The 19540-nt window shown below is 75.3% G+C and carries 16 protein-coding genes; 9 read left to right on the top strand and 7 right to left on the bottom strand.

Features of this window, described 5'->3' with window-relative positions; all coding sequences use genetic code 11:
* The first annotated feature begins 73 nt into the window (after window positions 1–73).
* Genes DQE82_RS11435 through DQE82_RS11420 form a run of 4 tightly spaced genes read left to right on the top strand, consistent with a single transcriptional unit; the run spans window position 74 to window position 3568 of the window.
* The gene (locus DQE82_RS11435) at window positions 74–958 is read left to right on the top strand and encodes an ABC transporter ATP-binding protein (RefSeq protein ID WP_113972629.1); all 885 of its coding nucleotides are present in this window, start codon (window positions 74–76) and stop codon (window positions 956–958) included.
* 16 nt (window positions 959–974) lie between these two features.
* Window positions 975–1772 carry an ABC transporter permease gene (locus tag DQE82_RS11430; RefSeq protein WP_069088902.1) on the top strand — a complete coding sequence of 266 codons (798 nt, stop codon included), beginning with the start codon at window positions 975–977 and terminating at the stop codon, window positions 1770–1772.
* Between the two features lie 21 nt (window positions 1773–1793).
* Window positions 1794–2951: a sensor histidine kinase gene (locus DQE82_RS11425; protein WP_147265136.1), complete on the top strand. Its 1158-nt coding sequence runs from the start codon at window positions 1794–1796 to the stop codon at window positions 2949–2951.
* Window positions 2948–3568, top strand: coding sequence for a response regulator (locus DQE82_RS11420; protein ID WP_064448212.1), 621 nt, complete (start codon window positions 2948–2950; stop codon window positions 3566–3568). Before DQE82_RS11425 ends, DQE82_RS11420 begins: the two co-directional genes overlap by 4 nt.
* A 6-nt stretch (window positions 3569–3574) precedes the next feature.
* Here the strand turns inward: DQE82_RS11420 and DQE82_RS11415 are convergent, their stop codons facing one another.
* Both DQE82_RS11415 and DQE82_RS11410 read right to left on the bottom strand, forming a co-directional pair.
* On the bottom strand, window positions 3575–4465 hold the full coding sequence (locus tag DQE82_RS11415) for a L,D-transpeptidase family protein (protein ID WP_043329151.1): 891 nt from the start codon (window positions 4463–4465) through the stop codon (window positions 3575–3577).
* 73 nt (window positions 4466–4538) lie between these two features.
* On the bottom strand, window positions 4539–5984 hold the full coding sequence (locus tag DQE82_RS11410) for an alpha-amylase family protein (protein WP_113972627.1): 1446 nt from the start codon (window positions 5982–5984) through the stop codon (window positions 4539–4541).
* 239 nt (window positions 5985–6223) lie between these two features.
* Here DQE82_RS11410 and DQE82_RS11405 point away from each other — a divergent pair, with 239 nt between their 5' ends.
* The 4 genes from DQE82_RS11405 to DQE82_RS11390 are packed head-to-tail and all read left to right on the top strand — an operon-like array spanning window position 6224 to window position 10986.
* On the top strand, window positions 6224–7978 hold the full coding sequence (locus DQE82_RS11405) for a hypothetical protein (protein WP_233514645.1): 1755 nt from the start codon (window positions 6224–6226) through the stop codon (window positions 7976–7978).
* Window positions 7975–9444, top strand: coding sequence for an NADH-quinone oxidoreductase subunit NuoF family protein (locus tag DQE82_RS11400; RefSeq protein ID WP_113972625.1), 1470 nt, complete (start codon window positions 7975–7977; stop codon window positions 9442–9444). The genes DQE82_RS11405 and DQE82_RS11400 overlap by 4 nt, the downstream gene beginning before the upstream one ends.
* A 16-nt stretch (window positions 9445–9460) precedes the next feature.
* Entirely contained in the window at window positions 9461–10045 is a 585-nt protein-coding gene (locus DQE82_RS11395; RefSeq protein WP_113972624.1) for a redoxin family protein, read from the top strand.
* Window positions 10042–10986 (top strand): cytochrome c biogenesis CcdA family protein, encoded by a 945-nt coding sequence (locus DQE82_RS11390; RefSeq protein ID WP_113972623.1) that lies wholly within the window; start codon window positions 10042–10044, stop codon window positions 10984–10986. The genes DQE82_RS11395 and DQE82_RS11390 overlap by 4 nt, the downstream gene beginning before the upstream one ends.
* Here DQE82_RS11390 and serS read toward each other — a convergent pair.
* From serS to DQE82_RS11365, 5 genes are all read right to left on the bottom strand, one after another.
* Window positions 10973–12256: a serine--tRNA ligase gene (serS, locus tag DQE82_RS11385; protein ID WP_043329159.1), complete on the bottom strand. Its 1284-nt coding sequence runs from the start codon at window positions 12254–12256 to the stop codon at window positions 10973–10975. The two genes, DQE82_RS11390 and serS, sit on opposite strands and share 14 nt — an antisense overlap.
* Window positions 12257–12697: 441 nt before the next feature.
* A complete protein-coding gene (locus DQE82_RS11380) occupies window positions 12698–13810 on the bottom strand; it encodes a MerR family transcriptional regulator (protein ID WP_113972622.1) in 1113 nt (370 codons plus the stop codon).
* 31 nt (window positions 13811–13841) lie between these two features.
* Entirely contained in the window at window positions 13842–15017 is a 1176-nt protein-coding gene (locus DQE82_RS11375) for a trans-acting enoyl reductase family protein (protein WP_113972621.1), read from the bottom strand.
* A 31-nt stretch (window positions 15018–15048) separates the two neighbouring features.
* The gene (locus DQE82_RS11370; protein WP_069088910.1) at window positions 15049–16185 is read right to left on the bottom strand and encodes an alcohol dehydrogenase catalytic domain-containing protein; all 1137 of its coding nucleotides are present in this window, start codon (window positions 16183–16185) and stop codon (window positions 15049–15051) included.
* The gene (locus DQE82_RS11365) at window positions 16182–16607 is read right to left on the bottom strand and encodes a hypothetical protein (protein WP_064448221.1); all 426 of its coding nucleotides are present in this window, start codon (window positions 16605–16607) and stop codon (window positions 16182–16184) included. Before DQE82_RS11365 ends, DQE82_RS11370 begins: the two co-directional genes overlap by 4 nt.
* 160 nt (window positions 16608–16767) lie before the next feature.
* On the opposite strand from DQE82_RS11365, the gene DQE82_RS11360 reads away from it, so the two are divergent.
* Window positions 16768–19539 (top strand): LuxR C-terminal-related transcriptional regulator, encoded by a 2772-nt coding sequence (locus DQE82_RS11360; protein WP_113972620.1) that lies wholly within the window; start codon window positions 16768–16770, stop codon window positions 19537–19539.
* Window position 19540 lies beyond the last annotated feature (1 nt).

Here is a 19540-nt window from a genome sequence, read left to right as displayed (position 1 = left end):
CCTGACAAATGTCACGGCCGGAAGGTGACTGCCGCTCCGGGGAACCGGACACCGCACGCCGGAGCATCGGGACATGACCGATTCCGCACCGGCCGTGGACCTGGCCGGACTCACCAAGACCTTCGGCCCGGTGACCGCCGTCGACGGGCTCGACCTGCGGATCGCCCCCGGTGAGGTGGTGGCGTTCCTCGGCCCCAACGGCGCCGGCAAGACCACCACCGTCGACATGCTGCTCGGGCTGGCCCGCCCGGACGCCGGCACGGTCCGCCTCTTCGGCGGCGAGCCGGCCGACGCCGTCCGGCACGGCCGGGTCGCCGCCGTGATGCAGACCGGCGGCCTGCTCAAGGACCTCACCGTCGCCGAGACGGTACGGATGACCGCGCACTTCTACGGCCACACCCGGCCGGTGGCGGAGGTGCTGGAGCGCGCCGGCATCGCCGGGATCGCCGACCGGGCGGTCGGCAAGTGCTCGGGCGGGCAGCAGCAGCGCCTGCGGTTCGCGCTCGCGCTGCTGCCCGACCCGGACCTGATGGTGCTGGACGAGCCGACCACCGGCATGGACGTCGAGGGCCGGCGCGACTTCTGGCAGGCGATCCGGGCCGACGCCCGCTCCGGCCGGACCGTCCTGTTCGCCACCCACTACCTGGACGAAGCCGACGCGTACGCGGACCGGATCGTGCTGATCCGCCAGGGCCGCGTGGTCGCCGACGGCACCACCGCCGAGATCAAGAACCTGGCCGCCGGGCGGGTGGTGCGGGCGACGCTGCCCGGCGCCGACCAGGCCGCGCTCGCCGCGCTGCCGGGCGTCCGCTCGGTCGAGGTACGCGGCGACGCGGTCCTCGTGCACACCGAGGACTCCGATGTGGTCGCCCGGCACCTGCTGACCCGTACGGACGCCCGGGACCTGGAGATCACCTCACGCAACCTCGAGGACGCCTTCCTCACCCTGACCGCCTGAACCGGGGAGCCTCGCCATGACCGCCACGACCTCGTCCACCACCGCCCGCGCCGTCGACCGCCGGCCGCCCATGCTCGGCGGGTTCTGCGCGCCGGTGCTCGCCATCGAGATACGCCGGGTGCTGCGCAACCGCCGTACGCTGCTGTTCATCCTGGTCATGCCGGCGGTGTTCTTCCTGCTGTTCGGGCTGCCCACGCGCGGGGAGAAGCTGGACAACGGGCTGCCGGTCACCGGCTGGATCATGATCAGCCTGGCCGTGTACGCGGCCATGGTCGCCACCACCAGCGCCGGTGCGGCCGTCGCCACCGAACGCGCGCTGGGCTGGAGCCGGCAACTGCGGCTCACTCCGCTGCGCCCCGCCGCGTACGTGGCGACGAAGGTGGCCACCGCGATGGTGCTCGGCCTGCTCGGCGTACTCGTGGAGTTCGCCGTCGGCGCGGCCTCCGGAGTGCGGCTGCCGGCCCACGTGTGGGTCGAGTCCGGCCTGACCGCCTGGGTCGGCGCGCTCGTGTTCGCCGCGCTCGGGCTGTTCGTCGGCTACCTCGCCCCGGCCGAGAACGTCATGCAGTTCATGGGTCCGGCGCTAGCCATCCTGGCCATGCTGGGCGGCCTGTTCGTCCCGCTGGAGCTGCTGCCCGACGTGATGCGGCAGATCGCCAAGTTCACCCCGGTGTACGGGGTCGGTCAGCTCGCCCGCGCGCCGCTGACCGGCACCGGGGTGGACTGGGCGGCGGTGGCGAACGTGACCGCCTGGACCGTGTTCTTCGGTCTCGGCGCGGCCCGGCTGTTCCGCCGGGACACCACCCGTGTCTGAGCGGGGTCTAGCGTGGTCGGCGTGACGTCGCCGCCCGGTCCGGCCCGGCCGGTGAACCGCCACTGGCGGTTCACCGGCTGGCTGCTGGCGGCGGTCTGGCTGTTCTTCCTCAACATCCCGCTCGGCACCGCACTGCACCAGCCGCAACTGTGGCGGCGGCTGGTCGGGATCGGCGCGCTCGTCGCGTTCGCCGTGGCGTACGTGCTGATCTTCGAATGGGCCCGGGGCCGACGGCAGCGCCATCGACCGGTGCCGCCCGGCCGGGCCCGGCTGCTGATCGCCGTGCTGCTCGCGCTCGGGCTGGCCGGGATCCCCGGCACCGGCGGCGACTGGCTGACCACACTGGTCTTCGTCGGGGCAGCCGCGGTGTTCCTGCTGCCGTCGGCAGAGGCGCTGGTCGTGGTGGTGCTGGCCGCGGCGGCGCCGCCGGTGACCGCGCGTCTGGTGCCCGGCTGGGAGCACGAGAGCACGCTCGTCTTCGCGGTGCTGCTCGCCTCGTTCGCGATGTTCGGGGTGAGCCGGCTGGCCCAGCGCAACGGCGAACTCCAGGCCGCGCAGCAGGAGATCCGCCGGCTGGCGGTGGCGGAGGAACGCGCCCGCGCCGCCCGAGACCTGCACGACATCCTCGGGCACTCGCTCACCGTGGTGGCGGTCAAGGCCGAACTGGCCGGCCGGCTGCTGGAGCTGGACCCGGCCCGCGCCGCCACCGAGGTCGCCGACATCGAGCGGCTGGCCCGGGAGGCGCTGGCGGACGTGCGGAGCACCGTCGGGGCGTACCGCGGGGTGGATCTGGCCTCCGAACTGGCCGGCGCGCGGTCGGCGCTGACCGCCGCGGGCGTCGTCGCGGAGCTGCCGGAGTCGGTGCCGCCGCTGCCGGCGGACCGCGACGAGCTGTTCGGCTGGGCGATCCGCGAGGGGGTGACGAACGTGGTGCGGCACAGCGGCGCCCGCCACTGCGTCATCCGGGTGGAACCGTCGGCGGTGGAGGTACGCGACGACGGCCGGGGCCCGGCGGACCAGCGGGGCACGGCCGGGCACGGGCTGGCCGGGCTGCGGGAGCGGGCCCGGCGGCTGGACGCGACGGTGACGGTGACGGTGGCGCGGCCGGACGACGGGCGTGGCTTCCTGCTCCGGGTGACGGTGCCCGCAGCGGATCCGGACGGAGGGACGCGCCCGTGACCGAGCCGATCAGGCTGCTGCTCGCCGACGACCAGGCGCTGGTCCGGGGCGCGCTCGCAGCGCTGCTGTCGCTGGAGCCGGACCTGACTGTGGTGGCCGAGGTGAGCCGCGGCGACGAGGTGGTGCCGGAGGCGCTGCGCGCCGGCCCGGACGTGGCGCTGCTCGACGTGGAGATGCCGGGCCTGGACGGGGTGGCCGCGACCGCCGCGCTGCGGGCCGCGCTGCCGTCCTGCCGGGTGCTCGTGGTGACCACGTTCGGGCGGCCCGGCTACCTGCGCCGGGCGATGGAGGCGGGCGCGAACGGCTTCGTGGTCAAGGACACCCCGGCCCGGCAGCTCGCCGACGCGGTCCGCCGGGTGCACGCCGGGCTGCGGGTGGTCGACCCGGCGCTCGCCGCCGAGACGCTCGCCACCGGGCCGAGCCCGCTCACCGAGCGGGAGACCGAGGTGCTGCGTACGGCGCGCGGCGGCGGCACGGTGGCGGAGCTGGCGGCGACGTTGCACCTGTCCGAGGGGACCGTACGCAATCATCTTTCCGCAGCCATCGGCAAGACCGGCGCCCGCAACCGGGCCGACGCGGTGCGGGTGGCCGAGGCCAACGGCTGGCTGCTGGGCTGAGCCCGGTCAGGGCAGGCGGTCCACCACGACGAAGGCGGTGCCCGGCTCGACCTCGGTCAGCAGCAGGCGCTGGGCGCTGCGGGTCAGCCGGATGCAGCCGTTGGTGACGTTCTTGCCGAGCGTGTCGTCGTTGTACCAGCTGTGCAGTCCGATGTGGGCGCCGCGCAGCCCGGTCGGCACCGCACCCGGGTCGTCCGGGATCGCGCCGAGGGCGAATATGTCGACGCCGCCGTAGACGGCCTCCGGGGGCGGGGTGCGGCCCAGCACGAACGTGCGGCCCAGTGGCGTGAGCTGCCCGGACATGCCGAGGCTGACCGGCCAGGTGCGCATCGCGCGCCCGTCCCGGCTCCAGGTGAGGCGGTGGGTGCGCCGTTCCACCACGATCTGGTCGCGCAGCGCCACCGTGGTCCAGCCGCCCGAGGGCAGCCAGGCGATGGTGCGGTTGGCCGACGGGAGCAGCACGGCGGTCCAGCCGGAGCGGCGTTCGACGATCGGCACGGTGAGCCGTACGCCGTTGATGGTCGGCGCGAGGAAGGCCAGCGGACGGCCGCCCGGCGCGTCGTACGCGGCCACGTTGCGGTTCGGGCGCAGCCCTTCGCCGAGCTGGCGGGTGTCGGCCGGGTCCGGGTCGGGCGGGAAGCCGCGCGGCGCCGGGTCGTAGGTGATCACCGGCAGGTCGTCCGGCGGGCGCGCGGCGGGCGGCACCGACTCGTACGGCGACGGGCTCGGCGCGGCGGTCGTGCTCGTGGGCGCGGCGACGACCGGCGTTGACGGGCGCGCGGGCGTGACGGTGAGCGCGCGGCCGACCAGCAGCGCGGTGACGAGCAGCAGCGGTACGGCGAGCGCGGCGATCAGCCAACCGGGAGGTCGGCGCGCGGCAAACCGGTCGAACAGCACGAAACTGACTGTAACCGACCGGAAGCCCCCGTACCCGGTACTACGGGTACGGGGGCTTCGCGGCCCGGGTGGCTCAGCTGAGCTTCGCGCCGATGTGGATGGCGATCGCGTCGTGCGCGGGGACGTTCGCGGCGAACCAGCCGGACGAGTCCACCGTGATCACCGGACCGCTGCACGAGCCGTTGCTGAACGTGCCGTGGACGACGTCGCAGTAGCGGCCGGCCGGCAGCCCGGTGTAGTACGAGCGGCCGTTCACCGCGCTGCCCTCGTCGTTGATCGTCAGGTAGCCCTTGCCGGTACGGCTGAACGCGATGTGCTGGTAGCCGTTGTCGTACCAGTTGGAGACCCCGGCGCCCTCGGTGGCGTTGCGGAAGCCGACCATGTTGGCGATGACCGGCCAGCGGTGCTCGCACTCCCAGCCCGAGTAGCAGGTGACGTTGGTGATCCGGTTGCTGCCGTCGGCGGGCGGGCCCTGGTCCCGGCCGCTGTAGGTGAAGCTCGACATCACCGCCGGGGTGCCGTACGGCCAGGCCAGCATGAACGCGTTGGCCAGCGCGTACGTGCCGCGGTCGCGGTAGGTGAGCACGCCGCCCTCGCGCTGGGTGTCGTGGTTGTCGGTGAAGACCACCGCCTTCGCGCTCGACAGGTAGCCCCAGGACTCACCGAAGTTCTTCAGGTACGCCAGCCGCTCGTTGTTGAACATCCGGGCCAGGTCCTTGCCGTACCGGAACTCGTGCACGTCACCGTTGCCGGTGTACTCGGTCGGCTGGATCGGCTCGCCCGCGCCGTAGATGACCTCCTGCACCAGGTACGCGCTGCGGTTCAGCTTGGCCTTGATCGCGGCGATGTCGGCGGCCGGCATGTGCTTGCTGCCGTCCAGGCGGAACCCGTCGACGCCGAGGGAGAGCAGGTCGTTGAGGTACGCGGCGAGCCGGCCGCGCACGTACTCCGACTCGGTCTTGAGGTCGGCGAGGTTGACCAGCTCGCAGTTCTGCACCTCGTACCGGTCGTTGTAGTTGGCGATGTCGTTGTTGCCGTTGCGCCCGCAGTAGTGGAAGTCCTGCGCCGAGTAGATGCCGGGATAGTTGTAGTGGCCGTACGACGAGCCGGCCCAGCCGGTGCCGCCGTTCTCCTGCCCGGACATGTGGTTGACCACGGCGTCGACGATCACCTTCACGCCCGCCGCGTGGCACGTGTTCACCATGGACTGGAACTGCGCGCGGGTGCCCTTGCGGGACTCGATCCGGTAGCTGACCGGCTGGTACGACACCCACCACGGGCTGCTGTTGACGTGCTCCTGGGGCGGGGACACCTGCACGTAGCCGTAGCCCTTCGGGCCCAGCGTGCTGGTGCACTCGGCGGCCACCGACGTCCAGTTCCACTCGAAGAGCTGGACGATGACCTTCTTGGCGCCCGGGGTGGCGGCGGTGGCCGGGGGAGCCGCCGCCGTGATCGGGACGAGCAGGCTGGCGGCCAGGCCCAGGGCGAGCGCCGCGGCGCGGAATCGGCGTCGATGCATCAGGACTCCTGCGGGGGTGCGGGGGATGCGGGGGAGTGGAGCCTGTCTCAGTGCTGGCTTCTTGCAGCCCGCGCTGAAATTTTGCGGCAAGGTTACGAGAATGTTGCAAGGACTGTCAACGCATGGGCATTCGTCGTTGCATCAGGCGCTACACGCGCGTCCGGACCGGACGGTTCGAAAAACCGGCCGAGAAATTCGCCACCGGAGGTGATCCGTCCGCGCCGTCGCTCCGTACCTGAGTGGGGAGCAGGGTCGGCCGGTGGGGGCGCCGCCGCGAGACGATCGAGGAGCAGATGGCCCGGGCACAGCAGAACGAGAAGACGACGACCGTCCGGACCACCACCAGCAGCCGTGGTGCCCGGACCATGTCGAAGTCCGCGATCGCGGCGCTGACCGCTTCCGCACTCGGCCTCGCGTGGGCCGGAGTGGAGCTGGCCGGCGCCGGCGGGCTCATGTACTCGTACGGATTCTTCTTCACCGAGTTCTTCGCCGGGGTGGTCGCCCTGGTCGCGCTCAGCATCACCGTCATGCTGGGCCTGCTCGCCACCGACCGCCTGGTGCTGCTCATCCGGCACCGCGTGCTGCTCCAGTCCGCGCACCGCGCCACCGGCGTGCTCGGCGTGGCCGGACTGGTCTTCCACGTCATCACCAAGGTGGCCATCGGCCGGGCCGGTCCCACCGACGCGGTGGTGCCGTTCATCGGCGGCGCCGGCCTCTACGTCGGACTCGGCACCGTCGCCGCGCTGCTGATGGTGGGCGTGCTCTGGACCGGAATCGTCCGGGTCCGGTTCGCCGGCGTCGGCCCCAAGTGGTTCTGGCGGGCGCTGCACTCGATGGCCTACGTGTCCTGGCCGTTCGCGCTGGTGCACGGCCTCAACGCCGGCCGTCCCGCGGCGACCTGGGTGCTGCTCAGCTACCTCGCCTGCGTGCTGGCCGTGGTGCTGGCGCTGATGGTGCGGCTCTCCGTCCACCTGGGTAAGCGCAGCCGGGAACAGCACCAGGCCGCCGCGCTCAACAAGGCCATGGCCGGCAAGGCCGAGGAGCGGACCGGCGTGTTCGCCGTGCTCACCCGCAAGAAGGACACCGCGAAGGAGGACAGCGGCGCCGGCCGGGGCCGCTGGGCCGAGGCCACCGCCACCTGGACCGCGCCGGCCGGCACCGCCCGGCGGCGCGACCCCGAGCGGTTCGCCGTACCCGTGGTGCCGGAACCCGGGTCGCTGCGCGAACCGGTCCGCGCGGCCGCCCGCCGCCGCGGCGAGGAGCGGGTCGCCACCCGGGTACGCGAGGAGGAGCGCGAGCCGGTCCTCTTCGACCGGGACGAGGAACTGGTGCCGGCACGCCGGTCCGACAGTGAACGCTCCCGCCGTCGTCGCCGGTCCGAGGAGGAGCCGGCGGGCCGCCGGTCCCGCACCGACGAGGAGCGGGTGAGCCGCCGGTCCCGGGCCGACGAGGAACGGGTCGGTCGCCGCTCCCGGGCCGACGAGGACGTCGCCGCCCGGTACTCGGCCCCGCCGGAGAGCGGTGGCCGCCACTCCGCGCCCCCGGACACCGGTGGCCGCCACTCCGCCCCGCCGGACAGCAGCCGGTACGCCACCCCGGCCGAGGTGGCCCGCTACTCCGCGCCGCCGCGTGCCGGCAGCGAGCCGGAGGAGCCGTGGGACAGCCCGCGCCGCTGGGAGACCCGCCCGGTCTCCGGTGAGCCGATCTCGGCCGGGCCGATCTCCGGCAGCCCGATGTCGGCGCAGCCGCTCAGCGGATCCGGCCGGCGCTACCGGGACGAGGAGGACGTGCCGGAGGAGCCGGACTACTGGCGCCCGCCGGCCCGCTACGACGCCGACGAGGCGTTCGTGGACGACACCCCGACGCTCGTCGACCTCGCCTCCCGTCGCGCCATGCGGGCCGGCAAGGACAGCCGGTCCGGCCGTCGCAAGCGGGCCGACGCGGACGCGGTCGACGGGGCGTACTGGGCCGGGCTGCGGGGTGAGGCCCGGTGACGCGGCAGACCACGGTCCCACCGGTCGCCTGCGTCGGCGAGCCCCGCCTGACCGCCGGGTTCGCCGAGTTCGGCCGGCTCGACCTGCTCGCCCACGAGGAGGTGCACGGCCCGATCGGCCCGATGGAACCGGCGGCGCTGCTGCGGCTCGCCGAAGCCATCGACCTCAAGGGCAAGGGCGGCGCGGGCTTCCCGTTCGCCCGCAAGCTGCGCGCGGTGCTGGAGTCCTGCGAGCGGCAGGACCTCTCCGCCGTGGTCGTCGTCAACGCCACCGAGGGGGAACCGGCGAGCTGGAAGGACAAGGTGCTGCTCACCCGCGCCCCGCACCTGATCCTGGACGGCGCCGCGCTGGCCGCGTTCGCGCTGGACGCGGAGGAGATCGTCATCGGCGTCGCCGACGACGACGTGGGCCGGCCCTCGCTGGCCGAGGCGCTGAAGGAACGCCGGATGCCGGTGCCCACCACGATCGTCACGGTGCCGCACCGGTTCATCTCCGGCGAGGGCGGCGCGCTCGTCAACGGCATCAACGGCCTGCCGCACATCCCGCCCGGCACCAAGAAGCGCTCCAGCGACTCCGGCGTCGGCGGGCTGCCCACCCTGCTGTCGAACGCCGAGACGTACTCCCAGCTCGCCGTCGCCGCCCGGATCGGCCCGTACGAGTACGCCGCGCTCGGCACCGACGACGAGCCCGGCACCGTGCTGCTCACCGTCACCGGTTCGGCGAAGCGCCCCGCCGTGGTGGAGTGCGCCGCGGGCACCCCGCTGCGCGAGATCCTCGACCTGTGCGAGGTGCCGCCCGGCCCCGGCATCCTGATGGGCGGCTACCACGGCAAGTGGATCACCGCGGCGGCGGCGGACCGGGCCGAGGTGTCCCGCAAGGGGCTCACCGCCGTCGGCGGCACGCTCGGCGCCGGCATCATCGTGCCGCTCGGCGCCGACACCTGCCCGCTCGGCGAGGCCGCCCAGGTCGTGCGGTACCTGGCCGGTGAGTCCGCCGGGCAGTGCGGCCCGTGCAAGATGGGCCTGCCCGACCTGGCCCGCTCGGTCGACCTCGCCGTCTCCGGCAGCGCCCCGGTCGAGCTGGTCCGCGCCGCGGCCGGGGACGTCAAGGGACGCGGCGCGTGCAGCCACCCGGACGGCACCGCCCGGTTCGCGCTGTCCGCCATGGAGGTGTTCGCCGACGACCTGCGGCTGCACGCCACCGGCGAGGGCTGCGGCAAGCGGGTCAAGGGCACGATGGGCCTGCCCGGCGCGCCCGACGCCAACCCGCAGAAACTCACGCTCGACTGGTCCCGCTGCGACGGCCACGGGCTCTGCGCGCACGTGGTGCCGGACTTCATCCGGCTCGACGGCAACGGCTACCCGGCGTTCCCGCCCACCCCGGTGCCGACGTGGCTGCGCGAAGGCGCGCTCAAGGCGGTAAAGGTCTGTCCCGAACTCGCGCTTCGCCTGGTCCGGGCCGAGTAGAACCCAGGAGCCGCCGATGCGTACCGCCGTTCGTGTGACCGCCGCCGTCGTACTCGCAGCCACGCTCGCCACCGGCTGCGCGGCCGGGCCCGAGGCCGGGGCGGTGGCACCCGCGGCCCCCGCCGCCGCGCCCCCGGACGTCGCGTCCCCCGCCGCGACGCCGGGCGGGCCGACGTCCGCGCCACCGGCCGCGGTGCCGGCCACGCTGGCGTTCACCGGCAAGACCCTCGACGGTACGGCGTTCTCCGCCGCCGACCTGGCCGGGCGGCCGGTGCTGCTCTGGTTCTGGGCGCCCTGGTGCGCCACCTGCGCCAGCCAGGCGTGGACGGTCGCCGAGATCGCCCCCGCCTACCGGGACACGGTCCCGATCGTCGGCGTCGCCGGGCTCGGCGAGCAGAAGGCGATGAAGGACTTCGTCACCGAGTTCGACCTGGGCGGCACGACCCAGATCGACGACCGCAAAGGCGCGCTGTGGCGCCGTTTCAAGGTGACCGAGCAGAGCACGTTCGTCGTCCTGGACCGGACCGGCCGGGTCGTCCACCAGGGATTCCTGGACGGTGAGGCGCTCACCCGGCAGGTCGAGACGCTGGCCCGGGGATGACCGGCGCGCTGCTGCTCGCCCTGACCGCGGGCATGCTCGGCGCGGTCAACCCGTGCGGCTTCGCGATGCTGCCCGCGTACCTGTCACTGCTCGTCGCCGGGCCCGACGGCGGGCGCGGCGCGGTCGGCCGCGCGCTCACCGCGACGGCCGCGCTCACCCTCGGGTACGTGCTGGTGTTCGGCGCGTTCGGGCTGGCCGTGGCACCGGCCGCCGACTGGTTGCGCCCTCGGCTGCCGTGGCTGACGGTGACGCTCGGCGTGCTGCTGGCGCTGGCCGGGTGCTGGCTGCTCGCCGGCAAGCGGCTGCCCGCCCCGCGCCCGCTGCGCGTCGCGCCCCGGCTCACCCGCACCTGGCCGTCCATGGTGCTGTTCGGCGCGGCGTACGCGCTCACGTCGCTGAGCTGCGCGATCGCGCCGTTCCTGGCGATCGTGGTGACCAGCATGCGGGCCGGGTCGCCGCTGCGCGGGCTGGCGCTGTTCGGCGCGTACGCGGTGGGCATGGCGCTCGTGGTCGGGGTGGCCGCGCTCGCCGTGGCGCTGCTGCGCGGCCGCGTCGTGGCGCGACTACGCGGCGCGGGCGCTTGGGCGCCGCGTCTGAGCGGCCTGGTGCTCATGGTCGCGGGCGGCTACGTCGCCTGGTACGGCTGGTACGAGGTGCGCCTCGCCCAGGGCCGGTACGACGCCTTCACCGACCCGGTGATCCGCGCCGCCGCCCAGCTCCAGCAGACCCTGGTGCGCGCCGTCGACACTCTGGGCCCCGCGGTCCTCGCGGCCCTGCTCCTGGCCGCCGTGCTCCTCACCCGCCGCCGCCCCCTTTCCCGCGATCTTGCGGTTGGGGCCCGGGCGGAAGGGGTGAAGCGGACTTCTCGCGGGCCGGAAGTGCAAGATCGCGGGGAAGGGACGGGGACGGCGGCGGCGGGGGAGCGGGTCAGCGCGGGGTGAGGCGGTCGGTGCCGAGCTTGTCGCGCAGGACCTCCGGGACCACCACCGAGCCGTCGGGCTGCTGGTGCTGCTCCAGGATGGCCGGGAACAGGCGGCTGGTGGCCAGCGCCGAGCCGTTGAGCGTGTGCACGAAACGGGTCTGCTTCGCGCCCGGCTCGCGGTAGCGGATCGCCGCCCGGCGCGCCTGGTAGTCACCGGCCCAGGAGACCGACGACACCTCCTTGTACTTGCCGGTGCTCGGCATCCACACCTCGACGTCGAGCGTCTTCTTCATCGAGGCGCTGGCGTCACCGGCGGCCAGCAGGCTGGTCTGGAAGTGCAGACCCAGCTTGCCGACCAGGCCCTCGACGTGCCCGACCATCGCCTCCAGCGCCGCGCCCGCCTGCTCCGGCAGCGTGAACTGGAAGATCTCCACCTTGTTGAACTGGTGGCCGCGCACCGTGCCGCGCTCGTCGGAGTGCGAACCGGCCGCCTCGCGCCGGTAGCAGGGCGTGTACGCGAACGCCTTCAGCGGCAGCTTCGGCGTCTCCAGGATCTCGTCCTGGTACGCGCCGAGGATCGCCGTCTCCGCCGTGGGCAGCAGGAACTGGCCGCGCGAGGACGACTGCTTGTCGATGTGGTAGACGTCGTCGTGGAACTTCGGGAACTGCCCGGCCGCGTAGCCGGCGCTGTCCAGCAGCAGGTGCGGCGGGAGCAGGAACTCGTAGCCGGCCTGGATGTTCTGCTCGATCAGCCAATTCACCAGCGCCCACTCCAGCCGGGCGCCCAGACCGGTGTACATCCAGAAGCCCGAGCCGCCGAGCTTCACGCCCCGCTCGTGGTCGACCAGGCCGAGCGCGCGGCTCAGCTCCACGTGGTCGCGTACCTTCTCGATGGCCGGCGCCTCGCCGAACGTCCGCACCACCCGGTTGGCCTCCTTGCCCCCGGCGACCACGTCGTCGGCGGGCAGGTTCGGCAGCTCGCTCATCACCGCGCGGAGCCGGGACTGCACCTCGTCGAGCTGGGACTCCAGCTCCGCGAGCTGCTTGCGCTCGGCCTCCGGGGCGACCGGCTGCGGCGTGCCGCCGGACCGTTTCGCCTCCGCGTACGCCCGCGCCTCGGCCTTGCGGCGCTGCCGCTCGGCGTCGATCTCCGTGATCAGGGCGCGTCGTTCCTGGTCGAGCCGCTGGATGTCGTCCAGCGTCCGGGTGACCTCGGCAGGATCCAGACGCTTCGCCAGCGCGGTCGCCACCGCCTCGCGATCCTTCCGGATCAACTCCATGTCGAGCATGCTGCTCGTACGCCTCCGTCCAGGCAGTCAGGTGGGACCTCCAGATGCTACCGTCGCGCCCCCGTCGCCCCGGCCCGGCCCGCACAGCCCGCCGCCACGGGGCCCGTTTCGGTGACGGCGCGTGACGGTGGTGCTGTCGGAGGGGTGTACTCACAGTCCGTGACGGTGTGCTGGTGCCCGCTCCGACCCGCGTCCGCTGGTGGGCGTGCTGACCTGGTCAATCTGACGGATTCGCCTTCGGGCGGGTGTGCCCCTTCGGCGACTTTGCTCTGCAGCCACCGACGCGGCGTTCGACGCAGCGTCAGCGTCGCGCGGATGGTTGCAGAGCAAAGTCCGCGAAGGGCAACAACCCGGGGGAGCGTTCGCATCACGCACAGTCACTGACGTCTTCCGCCGGGGCCTGGCGGAGCCCGGGTGGCGGAGGCCGGAGTGCGCTGAGCGTCAGAGGCGTACCGGCATCAGGACCGAGAAGGCGTCCGCGTCGTCGGTCCGTCGCACGGCGAGCGGGGCGATCGGGCCGTCCAGCTCCAGCACGAGCTGGCCGTCGCCGGACCCCAGCGCGTCCAGCAGGTACTCCCGGTTGAGCCCAACCCGAAGCGCGTCAGCGCCGGCCGCGCCGGCCGGGTCGACAAGGCGCAACTCGCCGCGGCCGTCCAGGCCGAGCGCCACGACCTCGTGCTCGACGCCCTCGTGCGCGCGGTGGCAGACCGGGACGCCGTCGGCGGTGAGCGCCGCGCGCAGCGCCGCGCCGTCGACCGGGATCCGGTACGCGGGTACGTCACCGAGCTGCGCGCGCAGCAGCCGGCGGTAGTCCGGGAAGTCGTACGGCAGCGGTACGGCGGTCAGCGGCCGGCCCGCCACCGTGACGGTCACCCGGCCGGGAGCGACGACGACCTCGGCGACGTCCGCGCCGTCGGGGCCCGACACCGAGCCGGCAGCGTCCAGCAGCGCCCGCAGCTCGTCGACGGCGGCCACCGGCAGCAGCACGCTCACCGGCGGGCCGTCGACGGTGCCGGCGACCCGGGCCACGGCGAGCCGGAACCGGTCGGTGGCGAACAGGTGCACCCCGTCGAGGGCGACCTCCAGCAGCACGCCGGACAGGACCGGCAGCTCGGGGTCGGCGCCGACGGCGAAGCGTACGGCGTCCACGGCGGCGGCCAGGTCGGTGCGGGCCAGCGCGAGGCGGGTGGTCACTGTGGGCTCCTCCGGGTCGATCAGGCAACGGATCCGGGAGAGCTCGCGACGCGCGTCGGCCAGGCCGTCCTCCAGGCGGCGCAGGTGCGCGTCCAGCAGCCGGTGCACCTCGGCCGGCCGGTGCCGGTTCCGCAGCGCCTCGGCGATGCCGGCCAGCGGCATCCCGACCCGCCGCAGCCCGGCCACCAGCCGGGCCGGGTCCACCTGCTCCTCGGTGTACCAGCGGTAGCCGGTCACCGGGTCCACCCGGGCCGGGGCCAGCACCCCGGAACGGTCGTAGAACCGCAGCGCGCTGACCGTCAGGCCACTGGCCCGGGCCAGCTCGCCGATGCTGCGAAGCTCGCTCTCCACGGCCGTCATCCTGTGACCTCAAGCGGGTCGAGGGTCAACCTCACGCCGGCAGCGTGCGGAACGTGATGCCCGCGCGTACCAGCCGGTCCAGCAGCGCGTCGCCCATCGCCGCGACCGGCGTGACCTGCCCGGCGGTCTCCGGCAGGTCGTCGAAGGCCAGGCAGAGCGCCGACTCGGCGAGCATCTTGGCCGTCTCGTCGTAGCCCGGGTCGCCGCCGGCCACCTCGGTCACCACCCGGCGGTCGCCACCGGTGCCCACGAACCGCACCCGGAACCACGACTTGGCCCGCTGCTCAGCGGTCGGGCCCTGCCCGGAGGCGAGCCGCCCGAGTAGCCAGCGCCGCGTCGGCGCCACCTTCACCAGCCCCATCACACCGGCCAGCCCGACACCTGCGACGAGCACCGTGGGCAGCCGCTTCAGCGCGGCGAAGTGCCGGTAGCGGAAGTCCGGGCCGTACTCCGGGCGGGCCGCCGCGGACCGGCGGACCACCTGCGGGTCGATGGTGGGCAGGGGCACCGCCCACTGGCCGAACTCGCGTACCCGGCCGACCTTGCCCGGCACCGCGCGGACCCGGCGCCCGTCGGGCTTCGGCTCCATCGCCCGCCGCGCCCGCGCCGCGCGGCTCGTCTCACCGGTACGGGAGAACGCGGTGAGCGCCGAGTGGTACGTGCCGGCGGAGAACCGGCCGCCGGCCCGCACGTACCCGTCCACGGCGATCGGCCCGTCTGCGGGCAGTTGCTTGACCGTGTACCAGACGCCCAGGTCGTGCGGGATCGAGTCGAAGCCGCAGGCGTGCACCAGGCGGGCCCCGGTGCGTACCGCCTCGGCGTGGTGCCGCACGTACATCCGGTCCACGAACTCCGGCTCACCGGTGATGTCGAGGTAGTCGGTGCCGGCTGCGGCGCACGCGGCCACAAGCGGCTCGCCGTGGTGCACGTACGGCCCGACGGTGCTGGCCACCACCCGGGCGCACTCCGCCACCGCGCGCAGCGACGCCGGGTCGGTCACGTCGGCGGTGAGCAGCGGCAGCTCGGCCAGGGCCGGGTCGATCGCGGCGAGCCGCTCCCGCACCGCGGCCAGCTTGTCCGGGTTACGCCCGGCCAGCGCCCAGCGCAGCCGCTCCGGCGCTTGCCGGGCCAGGTACTCGGCGGTCAGCCCGCCGGTGAAGCCGGTGGCGCCGAACAGGACGAGGTCGTACGGACGGTCTGCGCGCATCCGCCGAGTGTGCCATCCACGGCGCTCACCTTCACGGCGTGAAGACCACCCGGACGCAGCCGTCGGCCCGGTCGCGGAACAACGCGTACCCGTCGGCGCCGCGCTCCAGCGGCATCCGGTGCGTGGCCAGATGCTCGGTGACCAGCTCGTCGCGGGCCATCCGGGCCAGCAGCTCCGGGATCGCCGTCGCGCCCCGCCGCCGGGCCGCGCGGACGGCTAGGCCCTTGTCCGCGAGCGCGCCGAGCGGGAACCGGTCCACCACACCGGGCCGGGCGTCGAGCACCACCACGACGCCGCCCTTGCGGCACGCGTGCACCGCCTCGCGCAGCGCCGCCCCGCCGTCCGCCTCGGTCAGCGGCCACCGGTTCGGCTCGGCCGGCACCCCGGAGGCGTCGACGCAGACGTCCGGGCCCCGGCCGCCGCTGCGCTCCCGCAGCTCGGCGAGCACGTCCACGTACCTGTGGTTGAGCGCCTCCACCCCGGCGTGCCGGGCGACCATGCTCAGCCGGTCGTCCCGGTCGTCGACCACGATCACTCGGTCCGCGCCCCGGGCCACCGCCGCCCCGGCGGTGAGCTGGCCGACCGCGCCCGCGCCCCACACCGCCACCACGTCGCCCGGGGCGACCTCGCCCAGCTCCGCGCCGTACCAGCCGGCCGGCGCGGCGTCGGCGGCGAACACCGCGCGGTCGTCGCTCACCGACTCCGGTACGGCGAACGCGCCCACGTCCGCGTACGGCACCCGGACGAACTCGGCGTGGCCACCGGCGAACCCGCCCAGCCGGGCCGGCCGGCCGAAACCGCCCGCTGACGGCTGGCCCCACTCCGGCTCGGCCGTCACGCCGCTCGTGCCGTTGTCGCAGCAGGCGAGCAGCCCCTGCCGGCAGAACCAGCACGCCCCGCAGGCCACCGCGGCGCCCACCACCACCCGGTCGGCGACCCGGTGCCGGCGTACCTCCGTACCGACCTCGACCACCTCGCCGAGGAACTCCCGTCCGAGCACCTCCCCGGCGGACGCCTCGGGCACCCGCCCGTCCAGGAGCGGCAGGTCCGCGCCGCAGGTGATGCTGCGCCGCACCCGCACGATCATGTCCTGGGCGTTGCGCAGCTCCGGGTCCGGGACGCGACGTACCTCCACCGCGTCGGCCCCGGCCCAGCACAGCGCCCTCATCGCACCGGCCCCGGCCGCTCCAGCGGCGAACGGTCCGCCCGAAGCACCTCGCCGGTCTCCAGGAGCTGCTTGGTCTGCCGCAGCACGTGGCGCAGGTACCGGCCCGGGTCGTCACCGACCAGGTGCGCGGCGAACCCCGGCAACGTGCACTCCCCGCCCAGCGGACGGATCGCCAGCTCCGTGCCGCGACCGCCCGGCGCGGGGCGGGCCCACACCTCGACCGCCCCGTCGAGACGACGCAGCGGCTCGGGCCACCGTCCGGCCGGGAGCACCCGCTCGGGCTCGGCGGCCACCGTCACCTTCTGCCAGCGCCCCGGCCGTGGATCCGTTGCGGCCCGCTGCGGCAGGCGATCGGCCAGCCTCCGCGCCCCGCCGGCCGCCAGCGCCAGCGCGCCGGCCGCCAGCCGTCTGATCCGCGCCACCTGACCTCCCGAGGTCCCGGCCTCGGGCGGCCGGCGCTGCCCGGCCGGCCGCCCGCGTGCCTCCAGGGTGGGCGAGGGGCGGGTGAGCCGGGGTCGCCCCGAAGGGGTGAACCGGCCCGGTTCGGGTAACCGCTGCCCGCGTCGACAGGGGGAGGGATGCATGCCGGAGGAGGCCGACCAGGTCCGGTTCGTGGCCGCGCCGCACGACACCAGCGAGATCACCGGTACGTCCGATCTGCGTACCGCCGGCATCGATTCGCCCGACCTGGCCGGTGGTCCGCTGCCGGGCGGCCCGCCGCTGCTGGCGTCCCGGTTGACGCCGCCGGCGCCACCCGAGCCGGGCCTGCTGCGGCCCCGGCTGGTGGAGCGGGTGGAGCGGGGCGCGAGCGGTCCGGTGACGCTCCTGCTCGCGCCGGCCGGCTGGGGCAAGACGGCCGTGTTGTCCACCTGGGCGCGGGCGGAGCGGGACGGCCCGGCGCCGGCCTGGGTGACGGTGGGTGAGGGCGACACGGCACGGCGGCTCTGGGGCTACCTGGCGGCGGCCCTGCGGACGGCCGCCGTCGACGACCCGGACGAGGGACCACCGCCACCGGTGCCGGACGGCCCGCCCCGGCCGGAGCAGCTGGAGTCGTTGGCCGCCGCGCTGGCCGGACGGGAACGGCCGGTGCTGCTGGTCCTCGACGACCTGCACCGGGTCACCGACCCGGCGGCGCTGTCCGGGCTGGAGTTCCTGCTCCAGCACACCGACGGGCGGTTGCGGCTGGTGGCCGGCGCGCGGCGCGAGCCGCCGCTGGCGCTGCACCGCTGGCGGCTGGCCGGCGAACTGACGCTGATCGGCCCGGACGAGCTGGCGTTCACCACCGACGAGGTCGCCGACCTGCTGGTCGCGCACGGCGTGCCGGTGCCCGCCCCGGCGGTGCCCCGGCTGGCCGAGCGCACCGCCGGCTGGCCGGCCGGGCTGCGCTTCGCCGCGCTCGCGCTGGCCGACGGGACCGACCCGGCCCGCGCGGTGGACCGGTTCGCCGGTGACCAGCCGGACGTCGCCGCGTACCTGCGGGACGAGGTGCTCGCCCCGCTGGGCCCGGCGACCCGCGACGTCCTGCGCCGCGTGGCGGTGGCCGTCGCGGTCCGCGCCGACCTCGCCGCCGCGCTGACCGGGCGGGCCGACGCCGGGCAGGTGCTCGCCGAGGCGGCCCGGGACGGCGGCTTCCTCCTCCAGGACGGCGGCAACCCGCAGTGGTACCGGCCGCATCCGCTCCTGGCCGACGTGCTGCGGGACGAACTGGGCCGGCTGCCCGCCGACGAGGTGCGCGAGCTGCACCGGCGGGCGGCGGACTGGTACGCCGCCCATGACCGGCCGGCCGAGGCGGTACGGCACGCGCTGACCGCCGGTGAGTGGACCGCCGCCGCCGAGCTGCTGGTCAGCCGCTGGCCCGAGCTGACCCCGGATGAGCCGGCCGCCGCGCCGGCCCCGCCGGAGCCGCCCGCGCACCAGGTCCGCCGGGATCCCGAGCTGGCGCTGGCCGCCGCCGCCGAGCGGGCGTACGCCGGTGATCCGGCCGCCGCCGACGGGCAGCTGCGGCGGGCGCTGGCCCACGCCGACGACCTGCCCGCGCCGCGCCGCGACCGGTTCCGCCGGCTGGCCGCCGCCGTGGAGCTGAGCCTGGCCCGGCTCGGCGGGAACCACCAGGGGGTACGCGAGGCCGCCGACCGCCTGCTCGCCACCGCTTCCGGCCCGGCTGCCGACGCCGGGGCCGATCCGCGTGCCGGGTCGGCCGAGCGCGACGACGTACGCGCGGTGGCGGGCGCCGCGCACGGGCTGGTCGCGCTGGCCGAGGGGGAACTGCCGGCAGCCCGTACCCGGTTCGCCGAGGCGCGGGAGGCGGCGCGCCGGGCCGGGCGGCCGCGGACCGAGCTGCTCTGCGTCAGCCGGTCGGCGGCGCTGGAGGCGGCCCGGGGCGCGTTGCGGGCGGCCGAGGAACTCGCCGGGGAGGCGCTGGCGATGCCGGCCTGCCAGGGCTGGTCGGCGCGGGCGGACTGCGGCTACGCGTACCTGGCGCTGGCGCTCGTGGCCTGGCACCGGGACCGGCCCGCGGAGGCCGTGGCCCACCTGGCGCTGGCCGGTCCGGCCACCGCGGAGCCGGGGGGAGCGGCGCTGGCCGCGCTCTGCCGGGCCGGGCTGCTGGCCGACGGCGACGACCCGGCGGGCGCGCTGCGCACACTCGCCGGCGCGCGGGCGGTCGCGCCCGGCGCGGAGCTGGGCGGGTGGCTGGCCGCCGAGGAGGCGCAGGTACGCGCGGCGGCCGGTGACGCCGACGGCGCCCGGGCGCTGCTCGACGCCGCTGGTGACGGGCCGGCGCCGGCGCTGGCGTCCGCCCGGTTGCTGCTGCGCGCCGGTGACGCCCGCGCGGCCGAGCGGACGCTGCCCGACTGGGCCGGGCCCGGCGCGGCGGACTGGCCGCTGCCGGTGCGGCTGGGCGCCGGGCTGCTCGACGCGGTGCTGGCCGGGGGGTCCGGTGACGCCCGGCGGGCCGGGCGGGCGCTGGAGGAGGTGCTGGCGCTCGCCGAGCCGGACGGCTACCGGCGCGTCTTCACCCGGACCGACCCGGGGGTACGGGACCTGCTGGCCGCGCACCTGGACTCCGGGACCGCGTACTGGGCCACGGTGAGCGAACTGGTCCGGGGCGCGGACGCGCAGCCGGTCACCGGGCCGGCGGACGGCGCGGCGCGCGGGCTGGACGAGCCGCTCACCGAGCGGGAGCTGACCATCCTGCGGTACCTGCAGAGCATCCTGTCCAACGTGGAGATCGCCGCCGAGCTGTCGCTGTCGGTGAACACCGTCAAGACGCACGTGCGCAACATCTACCGCAAGCTCGACGCGACCCGCCGGCGGGACGCCGTCCGGCGGGCGCGCGAGCTGCGGTTGATCTGAC

The sequence above is a fragment of the Micromonospora sp. LHW51205 genome (assembly GCF_003315815.1).
In the GTDB taxonomy this organism is placed as follows: Bacteria; Actinomycetota; Actinomycetes; order Mycobacteriales; family Micromonosporaceae; genus Micromonospora; species Micromonospora chalcea.
Note: the sequence above shows the minus strand (reverse complement) of the source record. Positions and strands in the feature narration are given on the sequence as shown.